This is a genomic window from Leptotrichia sp. oral taxon 221 (assembly GCF_018128245.1).
Taxonomy (GTDB): domain Bacteria; phylum Fusobacteriota; class Fusobacteriia; order Fusobacteriales; family Leptotrichiaceae; genus JABCPH02.
In genome coordinates, this window is the sequence record NZ_CP072378.1 from 590,357 (window position 1) to 602,734 (window position 12,378).

13 protein-coding genes are annotated in these 12,378 nt (G+C 29.0%); 11 read left to right on the plus strand and 2 right to left on the minus strand.

The window, feature by feature from the left end; all coding sequences use genetic code 11:
• Positions 1-93: 93 nt before the first annotated feature.
• From J4863_RS02715 to J4863_RS02735, 5 genes are all read left to right on the plus strand, one after another.
• A complete protein-coding gene (locus J4863_RS02715; RefSeq protein WP_211618937.1) occupies positions 94-888 on the plus strand; it encodes an SseB family protein in 795 nt (264 codons plus the stop codon).
• A 51-nt stretch (positions 889-939) separates the two neighbouring features.
• A complete protein-coding gene (locus J4863_RS02720) occupies positions 940-1,452 on the plus strand; it encodes an NUDIX hydrolase (protein ID WP_211618938.1) in 513 nt (170 codons plus the stop codon).
• Positions 1,453-1,577: 125 nt separating this feature from the next.
• Positions 1,578-3,041, plus strand: coding sequence for a magnesium transporter (mgtE, locus tag J4863_RS02725; protein WP_249111558.1), 1,464 nt, complete (start codon positions 1,578-1,580; stop codon positions 3,039-3,041).
• A 34-nt stretch (positions 3,042-3,075) separates the two neighbouring features.
• Positions 3,076-3,510 (plus strand): hypothetical protein, encoded by a 435-nt coding sequence (locus J4863_RS02730; RefSeq protein WP_211618939.1) that lies wholly within the window; start codon positions 3,076-3,078, stop codon positions 3,508-3,510.
• Positions 3,511-3,519: 9 nt separating this feature from the next.
• A complete protein-coding gene (locus tag J4863_RS02735; protein WP_211618940.1) occupies positions 3,520-4,212 on the plus strand; it encodes a M48 family metallopeptidase in 693 nt (230 codons plus the stop codon).
• Positions 4,213-4,498: 286 nt separating this feature from the next.
• On the opposite strand, the gene fabV is transcribed toward J4863_RS02735, so the two are convergent.
• Both fabV and J4863_RS02745 read right to left on the minus strand, forming a co-directional pair.
• Positions 4,499-5,692: an enoyl-ACP reductase FabV gene (gene fabV / locus J4863_RS02740; protein ID WP_211618941.1), complete on the minus strand. Its 1,194-nt coding sequence runs from the start codon at positions 5,690-5,692 to the stop codon at positions 4,499-4,501.
• A 135-nt stretch (positions 5,693-5,827) separates the two neighbouring features.
• Positions 5,828-6,400: a hypothetical protein gene (locus J4863_RS02745; RefSeq protein WP_211618942.1), complete on the minus strand. Its 573-nt coding sequence runs from the start codon at positions 6,398-6,400 to the stop codon at positions 5,828-5,830.
• Positions 6,401-6,671: 271 nt separating this feature from the next.
• On the opposite strand from J4863_RS02745, the gene J4863_RS02750 reads away from it, so the two are divergent.
• The 6 genes from J4863_RS02750 to J4863_RS02775 all read left to right on the plus strand — a co-directional run bounded on the left by J4863_RS02750 (position 6,672) and on the right by J4863_RS02775 (position 12,220).
• Positions 6,672-7,364 carry a thymidylate kinase gene (locus J4863_RS02750; RefSeq protein WP_211618943.1) on the plus strand — a complete coding sequence of 231 codons (693 nt, stop codon included), beginning with the start codon at positions 6,672-6,674 and terminating at the stop codon, positions 7,362-7,364.
• Between the two features lie 63 nt (positions 7,365-7,427).
• Positions 7,428-8,663, plus strand: a complete 1,236-nt coding sequence (hisS, locus tag J4863_RS02755) for a histidine--tRNA ligase (protein ID WP_211618944.1) — start codon at positions 7,428-7,430, stop codon at positions 8,661-8,663.
• 21 nt (positions 8,664-8,684) lie between these two features.
• Positions 8,685-9,317, plus strand: coding sequence for a hypothetical protein (locus tag J4863_RS02760; protein WP_211618945.1), 633 nt, complete (start codon positions 8,685-8,687; stop codon positions 9,315-9,317).
• A gap of 72 nt (positions 9,318-9,389) precedes the next feature.
• Positions 9,390-11,171: an aspartate--tRNA ligase gene (aspS, locus tag J4863_RS02765; RefSeq protein ID WP_211618946.1), complete on the plus strand. Its 1,782-nt coding sequence runs from the start codon at positions 9,390-9,392 to the stop codon at positions 11,169-11,171.
• Positions 11,172-11,259: 88 nt separating this feature from the next.
• Positions 11,260-11,475 carry a zinc-ribbon domain-containing protein gene (locus tag J4863_RS02770; RefSeq protein WP_211618947.1) on the plus strand — a complete coding sequence of 72 codons (216 nt, stop codon included), beginning with the start codon at positions 11,260-11,262 and terminating at the stop codon, positions 11,473-11,475.
• A gap of 52 nt (positions 11,476-11,527) precedes the next feature.
• Positions 11,528-12,220 carry a hypothetical protein gene (locus J4863_RS02775; RefSeq protein WP_211618948.1) on the plus strand — a complete coding sequence of 231 codons (693 nt, stop codon included), beginning with the start codon at positions 11,528-11,530 and terminating at the stop codon, positions 12,218-12,220.
• Positions 12,221-12,378: the final 158 nt, after the last annotated feature.

A 12,378-nucleotide genomic window follows, 5' to 3' on the forward strand; every position in this document is an offset into this window, starting at 1 on the left:
TATAGATAATGCTAGAATATAATTTTTTTTTTTGGTATAATTAGATGGGTTGGGAGACAGGAATTTTAGAAAAATTGGAGAAAACATAAAAATATGGAAAAAACAATAGAAAATGTTAGATTAAAAAAATTATTAAAACAACAAAATAGTGAAATTGAAAATGATGAGTTACAAAATGATATTTTAGAAGAAATAGTTTTTAACTCACAATTTTTATGTTACATTCATTATAAAAAAGAATCCTTGAAAAAAAATCATTTTGAAAATAAGAAAATCGAGAAAAAAATAAGTTTAACTTTTCAAACAGTTAATTCAGGTGACGGAAAGGTTTATTATCCAGCTTTTACAGATTTGGAAGAATTGAAAAAAGGTTTGAGAAATGATAGTAAAGATGTTACGCTAATGATTATGAATTTTGATGATTATGCTTCTTTGGTTAGAAAAAACATGGAACGAATGGCAGGAGTTGTCATAAATCCGTTTGGTGATTTGTTTGTGATGTCTAGTAAATGGATAGAAATGTTGAAACAGCATAAAGATAAAATAAAGGATGCGAGGGAATCGGCTAAAAAAGAGATAGAATACACCGATTCGATAGATGTGTCAAAGAAAATAAAAATTGAATTGCGAAAAGTATTGAAGAAATTTCCAAATATTCAAAAAGCATGGTTGTTAAATCTTAATTTTAGAGATATTAAACGGAATGTTATTGTTATTCAAAATGAAATTGATTATGAAGAAAGTTTACAAAAATTGAGTGAGAAAATAATGGAAAATCTACCCAATCAGTCAATGATTATAGAAAATTATGAGACTTTGAAGGAAAATGAGCTTTTAGAAGAAAATTTGCCATTTTACAAAAAAAGAAAATTTCTTATAAATTTATAGAATTTTATTCTATAGTTTGATAAAAATAAAAAAATAAAAATAGGAGGAACAATGGATAATAGTTTTAAATTTTTAAAAGGTGCGAAAATGATACATCCAACAACAGGGATAACATTGGAATATTTAGATAAATCAAATGCAGTTTGTTTTGTTTTGTTTAATGAAACAAGAGAGAAAGTTATTTTGGTAAAACAGTTTAGACCTGGATCAAATAGTGAAATGTTGGAGATAATAGCAGGATTGATTGATAAAGGAGAGGATCCGTTGACTGCGGCATTTAGAGAATTGAGAGAGGAAACAGGTTATGAGAAAGAAGATGTGACAGATTTTGAAGAATTGCCACATGGTTTGTATGTGTCACCTGGTTATACGACTGAAAATCTTTACTTTTTCAGTGCTAGATTGAAATCTGATGATATTACGCCAAAAGAATTGAGATTGGATCATGGAGAAGATTTAGTCGTGGAATGGATAGATGTGAAGGATATTTTGGAAAAATCAAATGATATGAAAACAATTTTGGGTGTAACATATTTTTCAAAAAATAGTAAATTTGTAAAATAGTTTTTGTGGTGTTTGCAATAAAAGTGTATGGTTCAGAGTGTGTAAATTTATTTGGATTAAAATAAATTAGGAATAAAAAATTATACTGAAAAAAATAATAGAATAAAAAAGGAAGGAGGAAATTAGTGAAGGATAAAAATTTAGAAGAATTAAAAGAAGAGTTTAAAAATAAAGACGTTGAAGAGTTAAAAAATGAAATAAGAAACAGAATGTCTGAATCGGAAGAGATTGAAGAGGAGGAAGATGAAGAAATTTCGCCTGAGGAGATGGCTGAGGAAATTCAGAAGATTGAATCGGAAGAAGAGTTAGAAGAATACTTGGAAGATAATCACTTTGTAGATGTCGCAGAAAGTTTTGAAGAATTAGATGATGAAGAGCTTTTGCGTGTATTTGAATTGATGACAGATGAGCAAAAGGCGAATGTGATTGAACAGGCTGATGACGATCTTCAAGAAAGAATATTTGAGCTTATTCCTGATGAAGAGGCAATTGATATTTTGGCGTTTATGTCACCAGATGATATTGTTGATGTTTTAGGATTTATTGATATTCGGAAAAGTAAATCTATTTTGACAAAGATGAAAAGATCTCAAGCTAATAAAATTAGAGAATTATTAGGTTATGAAGAAGATACAGCTGGTGGGATCATGACGACTCAGTATATCGCATTCAAGGAAAACTTGGAAATAAAAGAAGTTATGAAAAAAATAAAAATGATCGCGCCGAGGACAGAGGTAATTGAAACGATTTTTGTAACGAATAGTAAAAAAGAATTGGTTGGAGAAGCTGATTTGAGGGATATTTTAATTTCATCAGATGAAACAAAATTATCGGAAATAATGGACGAAAATCCGAAATATGTTTATGTAGAAGAGGATCAGGAAGATGTAGCTAGACTAGTTTCAAAGTATGATTTAAAGGTAGTTCCAGTAATTAATCACAAAAAAATGATATTGGGAATTATTACGATTGATGATATTATTGATGTAATTCAAGAGGAAAATACAGAAGATATCTTGAAATTAGGAGGGGTTTCTGAAGAAGAGGATATTTATTCAGATTTCTGGTTTTCTGTTAAACAGAGATTGCCATGGCTAGCAATAAATTTAGGAACTGCATTTTTAGCGTCATTCGTTATTGGAATATTTTCTGGAACAGTTGAAAAAGTGGTCATACTATCTTCAGTAATGACAATAATCAGTGGAATGGGTGGAAATGCCGGGACACAAGCCTTATCTGTAACAATTCGTGCGTTAGCATTAGGAGAGGTTGACTTAAAGGACACTCTAGGAATAATTTGGAAAACAGTTTTAGTTGGAACGATAAATGGAGCACTTTTAGGATTGCTATGTGGAGGAATCTTATGGGCAATTTATGGAAATTTTTACATGGGATTAATCGTATTTTTAGCAATGATTGGAAATTTAGTAATCGCATGTATGATTGGATTTTTAATTCCAATAACATTAAAAGCAATGAAAATTGATCCTGCAATGGCATCAGCCGTTGTTTTAACAACAGCAACAGACTGTTTTGGATTTTTAATATTTTTAAGTTTAGCAACAGTATTTTTAAATAAATTAGTTTAAAATTTTAAAGAAAAGTCTTCAGAAAGGAGAATAGATGATAGTAGTAGGAGTAATTTTATGGGTGTTATTAATCTTTTTCTGGGCAAAAAAGTTTTTGAAACATTTGGCTTATAAAGTTGAGAAGTTAGAAGAATTAGACGGAGAATTTATTTATACAAGTTTGAAAGTATTGAGAAAAAAATCAGAATATTTTCATATAAATGAAGTGGAAATGGCATATATTTCAAAAATGGTTATGACACAGAATTTTTTTAAGAGTCTATCTATGAGTATTTTATTGAAAGATAGTTATACGATAAAATTGCAAAAAAAGAAAGATTGTATACTATTTTTGAAGAGTTGTAAGGAAAATGAACCAGAATTATTCAATAAAATTTTGGGAGCAGTTCCAATAGGAATAAAAATGATTGGAATAGATATTCCTGAAATGATTGAAAAAGAAATAGAAGATTATAAAAATAATAAATAAAGGGGAAATATGAAGGTTGAAAAAATCTTGGGTTATGAAGTTCATAGGAAAAAGGTTAAAAACATTAATTTGCGAATAAGACCGAATATGGAAATTTATATTTCGGCACCGATGAATTTACATAGTGATTACATCGAAAATTTTATTCGCTCAAAAGAAAAATGGATAAAACAAGTTTTGAAAAAAATAGAGGAAGCAAAACAAAACCAGTTACCATCTCAGTATTTATCAGGTGAAAAGCACAAATATCTAGGAAAGGAATACGAGCTAGAAGTTAAGCAAGGCAACAGTAATAGAGTTAGCCTAAAAGAGGGGAAAATCATTTTAACTGTAATTTCGAATATTTTTGAAAATTCAGATGAAAAGAAAAAAGTTATGGAAAAATGGTATTTTGAAAATGCACAAAAAGTTTTTGTAAATGCAATACAAAAATGGTTGGAAATACTTGATGAATCGATAGAAAAGTTGTCAATAAAGCCGATGAAATCTAGATGGGGATCATGTAATTATGTTAAGAGATATATAAATTTGAATACAGAACTTATAAAAAGAACACAATTTGAAATAGAATATGTAGTTTTGCACGAGTTGACTCACTTGAAATATCCGAATCATGGGAAAGGATTTTATCGATATATTGAAAATTATATGCCGAATTATAAAATGGCAGAGAAGATGCTGAACGCAAAACATTATTATTAGAAATAAAAATGATCGTTGTTATAAATGACGATTATTTTTTATTTATAAGGAAATTAAATTCATATTTTTTAAACTATTTACTGATATATTTGATAATTTGAGAGTATCTAAAATTTTGTGTAAATTAATAGATAAATCTAGTAAATTCAGTACTTTTTTATTCTATTTACACATAAGAAAATTACACACAAAAAAGACCGTCTTAGTTTCTAAGACAGCCTCTTTTTATAAAATTATTTCTAAATTTAAAAAATCACTTTTGATTTTAAAAAGCAATTAAAGATAACTAAGGTTTTAATTTAGCTAATTCGTCGATATCAACGTCTGCATCGTAATCTACATTATCAAAATCAAATCCGTTTAATTGCATAAATTCTTCTCTAGCACCTTTGTAATCACTGATTTCTTTAAAGTTTTCAGGAGTAACTTGATCCCATAATGCTTCAACTTCAGCTTGAACATCTTCTCTCATTTCCCAGTTATCAGGTCTTAATCTTCTTTGGTCATCGATTTCAGGTTTGTCACCGTAAACCATGTCTTTTAATAATCTATGTTTTTGTTGGATAGTTCCTTCGTGGATTCCTTTTTCTTTCATTACTCTGTAAAGTAATGCAGCATATAATGGGAATATAGGTATAACAGCACTTGCTTTAGTCATTAAGGCTTTACTCAATGAAACATATGCTTCACCATTAACTTTTTCTTTTAAGAAATCATTTAAAACATCAGAAGTATGCTCTAAATCTCTTTTTGCTGCTCCAATTGTACCATCTTTATAAATTCCATAAGTTACTTTTGGTCCTAAGTATGAGTAAGCAACTGTTTTGAATCCTTCAGCTAAAACATCAGCATCAGCAAGAGCTTCAATCCATAATTTCCAGTCTTCTCCACCCATTACTTTTACAGTACTTTTTACTTCTTCAGGAGTAGCAACACCCATAGTAGTGTCTTCCATGGTTTCTTTTTCAAAGTTAATAGTTGGTCCAGTAATTTCCTCTTTTGTTGATTTTAAAGCAGATCTGTAAGTAACTCCGTCAGTAGGATCAGTTCTTACAGCACTTGCCAAACTATAAATAACTAAGTCAATTTTACCACCAAATTCTTCTTTGATGTATTTAATTACTTCTTCTTTCATTTCGTTAGAAAAAGCATCCCCGATGAAATTTTTAGCTTTAATTCCTTCTTTTTTTGCAGCTTCAGTAAAAGCAATTGTATTCCACCAACCAGCAGAACCAATTCTTTTTCCTTCTACACCTTTTTCAAATGCAACTCCGATAGTTTCAGTTCCTGCACCAAAAGCTAATGAAATTCTTGTTGAAAGTCCATATCCTGAAGACGATCCTATAATTAAAGCTTTTTTAGGTCCAGTATATTTATCTTGTGATTTTACATAATCAATTTGTCTTTTTACAAATTCTTTTGCTCCTATTGGGTGATTAGTTAAAGCTAACCCACCTTTTAATCTAGGTTTGATTACCATTTTTTCCTCCTAATTATTTCTATTATTACTACAAGTATACAATAAATATATATTTTTTACAAGATAAATAATCTAATTATAAAAAAAAATTATACTTGAAACTCAAAATATTTGAAAATTAAAATAAAAGGAGAATTATTTTAATTCTCCGTAAACAATAGGAATAAAGTGCGTAAACTCTGTGTGTCCATCTTTTGAAATTAAAAGTTTTCCATTTGGATGAAAGATGTTATCTAAATCCATGAATATGAATCCTCCACAATTTTCGATACATTTGTAAATATCTTTTATTCGATTTTGAACTTCTTCTGATTCCTTTTTTGATTTAGGATAAGAAAAATTTACGCTAATAATACAGTTAAACATTGAAATTTGCTTTAAAATATTGCTTTTGAGTTCTTCGTTATCGAGATGAACTTTAGAAAAATAGTTATACATTCCAACACTTTGGTCTTGTGCTTCTTCAGAATTATCCAAATTTCCTTTAATTGTAGAACCATCGCTAAATTTTATAATAAATTTTGTCGTTTTTTCAGAAAATGGAGTTCCGTCTGAATCATAACAACCTTCACTTTGATTATGAAAACACTCATCAAATTGTTTCATAATATTACTTTCATTACTTTTTACAACATAAAAAAACAACTCGAATTCTTCTTTTTCTTCTACTTTTTTTTCTTTTTTCTTAAAAAAATTAAGCACTGTCATGATTTTTATCCTTTCTAAATGATGTATCAGTCTATATTTATTAATAGTTATAAAAACAAATTTTAATTTAGTTTATAATAGAATTATAACATAAAAATATATTATCATAAATAATGAAAATAATAAAGGATTTTGTGAAAATTATCAAAAATTTTATGTATTTATTTTGATAAATAATAGATTTTATCGTTGCAAAATGTTATAATAATAAAGCATTTTTTAGTTTAAAAAAACGGAAAATGATAAAAAATATGAAATTAGGAATGAAAAAATGGTAAATTTGAGAACAGGAAAATTAATAATAATAGAAGGAACTGACGGAAGTGGGAAACAAACGCAATCAGAGCTTTTAGCAAAAAAACTTTCAGAAAAAATAGGAGAAAATAATGTAAAAAAAATTTCTTTTCCAAATTATGAAAGTAAGGCGTCTGAACCAGTAAAAATGTATCTTTCAGGTGAGTTTGGTGAAACGGCTGATAGTGTGAATGCTTATGCAGCCTCTGTGCTTTATTCTGTGGATAGATTTGCTTCCTTTAAAACAGAATGGGAAGATTTTTACAAAAATGGTGGAGTTGTGGTGAGTGATCGGTATACAATTTCAAATATGATTCATCAAGTACCGAAGATTGATGATGTAGTAGAAAAGGAAAAATATTTAGATTGGTTAATTGACTTAGAATGGAATAAAATTGCAATTCCAAAGCCTGATGTTGTATTTTTTTTGGATATACCTTTTGAATATAGTCAGAAATTGATGGAGGAGAGAAAAAACAAGATTACTGGTGATAAAGAAAAAGATATTCATGAAAAAGATAAGAAATATTTGAAAAAATCTTATGAAACAGCTAAGGAATTGGCTAAAAAATATGATTGGAAAGTGATTTCTTGCGTAAAAAATGATAAATTGAGAACGATTGAAGAAATAAATGATGAAATGTTGGAAATTGTTTTGAAAAATTTGTAGATTAGAAAATTTTAAAATATAAAAATAGGAATTATATAAAATTGTAGAAAGGACGGAATTGAAATGATAAGCGTATTAAAAGGAATGAAAGATAGATATTCTGACGATGTGAAAAAATACGATGCGATTGTAGAGGCTTCAAAAAAAGTTTTTGGAAAATATGGATTTGAGCGAATAATTACGCCGATTTTGGAGGAGACGGAGCTTTTTAGAAGAGGTGTTGGAGATGAAACTGATGTTGTTTCAAAAGAAATGTATGATTTTAAGGATAAGGGAGAAAGAGATGTTACAATGCGTCCAGAAGGAACTGCGGGAGTTGTAAGAGCGTATCTTGAAGCTGGATTTCATAAGTCTTCTCCAATAGTGAAATGGTTTTACAATGGTCCAATGTACAGATACGAAGCACCACAAAAAGGGAGAATGAGAGAATTTCATCAAACTGGAGTGGAAATGTTTGGTGTGAGAAGTGCTTATTTAGATGCAGAAATTATTAAAATGGGTTGTGATTTTCTTGAAGAACTTGGAATTACTGGCTTAGTTGTGGAGATTAATAGCTTAGGAAATGTTGAGTCGAGAAAAAAATATATTGAAGATTTGAAAAAATTTATGTTTGAAAGACTTGACAAATTGAGTGAAGATTCGCAAAAAAGATATGAGAAAAATCCTTTGAGAGCTTTGGATTCTAAGGATAAAGGTGATCAGGAAGAGTTTAAAAATGCACCAAAACTTTATGATTATTTGGATGAAGAAAGTAAAAAATATTTTGAAGATACTAAAAAATATTTGGAATTGTTGGGCGTGAATTATGTTGTAAATGATAAATTGGTTAGAGGGCTTGACTATTATTCGGACACAGTTTTTGAAATTAAATCGAGTAAATTGGGGTCACAAGCGACAGTTCTAGCGGGTGGACGATATGACAGATTGCTTGAAATATTAGGAAATGCGAAAGTTCCTGGAATTGGATTTGCCGCTGGAATGGAAAGAATTGCGATGTTAATGGATGATTCTATAATTTCTGAAAATGAAGAAAAAATTTATGTAATTTATTTCGATGATACAAAAGAATATTTTGTGAAAACAGTAAATGAACTTAGAAAAAATGGCATTAAAGTAAACTTTGACTATAATGCAAAAAGTTTTGGAGCACAAATGAAAAAGGCAAACCGTGAAAATGCTGAATATGTGTTGATTTTAGGGGAAGAAGAACGAAATGAAAATGTGATCACGGTTAAGAAATTTAGTACTGGGGAGCAGAAAAAATACAGTTTTGAAGAAGTTTTTGAGATTTTGAAATAAGAAATTTAAAGGAGTATGAAGATGAAAAAGATTTTTTTTACAGCGTTATTTTTGATTAGTTCATTAAGTTTATATTCTGAAAATTGTTATAAACCTGCTGGACATATTGAATGTTTATTAGATTTGAATTCAGAAAAGGGACAAGAGGTAGTTAAAAAAGTTGAAAATGAAAAGAGAAAAATATATATGGATTCGATGAAATATTTTGAAAAAGGTAGATTTGGAAATGAAAAAGTAGGTTTTATCGAATATCCTAAAACAGAAGGTTGGACATTATTTGCTGATGTTAGATTACCAGTATATGCAATGCAAATAAGCAAAGGAAATGGTGATATTTACACGCTTATATCATATGATTTAGCTAAAGAGTACAAAAATATGAATTCAGAAAAGGCAGTAGAAAAAATGTTAAAAAATGTGTATGATAAATATAAAAAAGCAGGAGTCACTGAAAATAAAATGTCGCTAGGACCAGTAATTTTGAATGGTTATAAAGGAATGCAGTTTGTATTAACAGAATTTCAAGGGAAATCAATGATTAAAAATGGTGTTATTGTGAAAGACAAACTTTATGAAATAACTGTTGAAGGATTACCAAAAGATGTGATAGAAATGCAAAAAGTTGTGGAAAAAAGTTGGAATGAAATAAAATAAATTGTAAAAAAATAGATTGTATTAAATTTTATAGAAAAAATATAAAATCATTAAATAAAGAAAGGATAAAAAATGTATAGAGATTATAAATTAAATGAATTAAGAATGGAAAATATTGGCGAAGAAGTGACTTTGTCAGGATGGATTTCTAAAGTTAGAGATTTGGGGCACTTTGTGTTTATTGATTTGAGGGATAGATATGGGGTTACTCAAATTTTGTTGAATGAGGAAGTTTCTGGGAGTGAACTTTTTGAGGAAGCTAAAAAATATAAGAATGAATGGGTTTTGAAGGTTACAGGAGTTGTGGCTGAAAGAAGTAGTAAAAATAAAAATATTCCAACTGGGGATATTGAAATTGAAGCGAAAAAAATTGAAGTTTTAAGCCGTGCGAAACAGTTACCGTTTGAAATTAGTGAAACTGGGAATCTTAGCGAAAATATGAGATTGACTTATAGATATTTGGATATTAGAAGACCGAAAATGTTGAATAATATTATTAAAAGAAACGATATGCTGTTTTCGATTAGAAAATTTATGAATGAAAATGGATTTTTGGATGTTGATACTCCGATTTTGGCAAAAGCGACACCTGAAGGAGCGAGAGATTTTATTGTGCCAAGTAGAACTAACAAAGGAGATTTTTATGCATTGCCACAATCACCACAATTGTTTAAGCAAATACTTATGGTTTCTGGAATTGACAAATATTATCAGTTAGCAAAATGTTTTAGAGATGAAGATTTGAGAGCGGACAGACAGCCTGAATTTACTCAATTAGATGTGGAAATGTCGTTTGTTGAGCAAGAAGATGTGATTTCAATGGCTGAAGAATTGACAAAGACAGTATTTAAAGATGTTACAGGAATTGAAATTACTGAAAAATTTCCAAGAATGAGCTACGATGATGCGATGAATTTTTATGGTTCAGATAAGCCAGATTTGAGATTTGATATGAAATTGATTGATTTGTCTGAAGAAACTGCTGATTGTGGATTTGGCGTTTTTGAAAATGCGTTGAAAGATGGTGGAAATGTAAAAGCAATTGTTGCACCAAATGCAGAAAAATTCTCGAGAAAATACATTAAAGATTTGGAAGATTATGTGAAAACATACTTTAAAGCAAAAGGTCTGGCGTATATTAAAATGAATGAAAATGGAGAAATAAATTCTCCAATTGCGAAATTCTTCTCAGAAGAAAAATTGACACAAATTATTGAAAAATTGGGAATTAAAAATAATGAAGTTGCGTTAATTTTGGCTGATAAATATAAAGTTGTGCATGATGGATTGGGAGCGTTGAGATTGAAACTGGGAGAAGAGTTGGAATTAATTGACAAAAATGCGTTTAAATTCTTATGGGTAGTTGATTTTCCTATGTTTGAATGGAGTGAAGAAGAAAATAGATATAAAGCGCAACACCATCCATTTACTTCGATTAAGGAAGAAGATAGAAAATATCTTGATATGAATGAACTTGCAAAAATTAAAACAGATTCTTACGATATTGTCTTGAATGGTTATGAAATCGGTGGAGGAAGTATCAGAATTCACGATGAAGATTTACAGGCAAAAGTTTTTGAAAAATTAGGATTTAGTCAAGAAGAATTAGAAGACAAATTTGGATTCTTCTTGGAAGTGTTGAAATATGGAGTTCCGCCACATGGAGGACTTGCTTACGGAATTGATAGATGGCTTATGGCAATGTTGAAGGAAGATTCAATAAAAGAAGTAATTCCGTTCCCTAAAACTAATAAAGGACAAGACTTGATGACTGGAGCACCTGCAGGAATTGAAGAACAAGTTCTTGAAGATGATTTGAGATTGAAATTGCTGGAAGTTGAAAAAGAAGATTAGTAATTAAAAAAATTTTATAATTAAAGGATTAGCAAGGGGTCTTGACCCCTTGTCAAAAAATGTAAAAAATAAAGGAGAAGGATCCAGAATGATTTTAATATTCGGAACAAAAAGAAAATTTAAAAATTTAGGAACACTAGAAAACTGTCATTGTTCAAGATGCAACAATACATCTGATTGGAATTTTATGGAATATCGTGACTGGTTTACTTTGTTTTGGATACCAGTTTTTCCGATAAGTGCAAGAAAAGAATATTTGGAATGTCCGATTTGCCATCAGGCTTATGATGTGCCGAAAGATTGATTTTTTCTAGGTTTTAATGGAAATAAATTTAAAAAGAAAGAAGTGAATTTTTATGAAAAAAGTAATTTTAAGTTTGTCAATATTATTAAGTTTGTCAAGTTTTGCACAAGAAAAATATCAAGTGGAAGTAGAACCAGCTGTAAAATTTAATCAAAGTATTCTTTCAGATTACAATTCTCAAATTGAAAAGGAAGTTAGCAGAATTTATTCAAAAGAGGAAATGTTTGGAATGATGAATAAAATGATGAATGGATTTTCTGTTGGAAGTCAAAAAGATGGAGAAAATCAAATAAAAGAAATGATGGGTTCTTTTTTTGGAAAAGATTATTTTTCTAAAATGATAGATACAATGTATAAATATTACAAGATTAATATAGAAAAAATAGATTATATCAATGGAGAAAAAGCATATGTAAAAGTTAAATTGGGATTTCCTGTAAATACAGATGAAATGAGCATGGATAAGATGATTGAAAGATCTGGAGAAATGGCTGAAAAAATGGACGAAGCCTTTAAGAAAAAAACAGGAAAAACAATGGAAGAATATCAAAAATCAATTTCACAAAATGATGAAAAAGCTATGAAAAAATATTTTAAAACAATAGGTGAAATTCAATTAGAAATGATGGATCAAGAATTAGAACGAATTACAAAAAATGGGAAATATGTAGGAAGAAAAGAAATTTTGGAAGCTAATAAAAAGAATGGAAAATGGGTTATTGAAAATCCAAGTTTTGGATATTAGTAGGTTGAAGTAGATTATTTGTTTTTGACTGCATTTGTTGTTTTATGCGAAGAGGAAATAATATTTATAGGAATTCTAGAAATATTATGGAACAAAAATAATTGTCAAAAATTCCAAAATATAGTACAATTATGAGGCGGAGGGAGAAAATGCACATG

Coding starts and splice junctions, on each gene's coding strand:
- J4863_RS02715 (WP_211618937.1), top strand. CDS start 94: ATGGAAAAAACAATAGAAAATGTTAGATTAAAAAAATTATTAAAACAA.
- J4863_RS02720 (WP_211618938.1), top strand. CDS start 940: ATGGATAATAGTTTTAAATTTTTAAAAGGTGCGAAAATGATACATCCA.
- J4863_RS02730 (WP_211618939.1), top strand. CDS start 3,076: ATGATAGTAGTAGGAGTAATTTTATGGGTGTTATTAATCTTTTTCTGG.
- J4863_RS02735 (WP_211618940.1), top strand. CDS start 3,520: ATGAAGGTTGAAAAAATCTTGGGTTATGAAGTTCATAGGAAAAAGGTT.
- fabV (WP_211618941.1), bottom strand. CDS start 5,692: ATGGTAATCAAACCTAGATTAAAAGGTGGGTTAGCTTTAACTAATCAC.
- J4863_RS02745 (WP_211618942.1), bottom strand. CDS start 6,400: ATGACAGTGCTTAATTTTTTTAAGAAAAAAGAAAAAAAAGTAGAAGAA.
- J4863_RS02750 (WP_211618943.1), top strand. CDS start 6,672: ATGGTAAATTTGAGAACAGGAAAATTAATAATAATAGAAGGAACTGAC.
- hisS (WP_211618944.1), top strand. CDS start 7,428: ATGATAAGCGTATTAAAAGGAATGAAAGATAGATATTCTGACGATGTG.
- J4863_RS02760 (WP_211618945.1), top strand. CDS start 8,685: ATGAAAAAGATTTTTTTTACAGCGTTATTTTTGATTAGTTCATTAAGT.
- aspS (WP_211618946.1), top strand. CDS start 9,390: ATGTATAGAGATTATAAATTAAATGAATTAAGAATGGAAAATATTGGC.
- J4863_RS02770 (WP_211618947.1), top strand. CDS start 11,260: ATGATTTTAATATTCGGAACAAAAAGAAAATTTAAAAATTTAGGAACA.
- J4863_RS02775 (WP_211618948.1), top strand. CDS start 11,528: ATGAAAAAAGTAATTTTAAGTTTGTCAATATTATTAAGTTTGTCAAGT.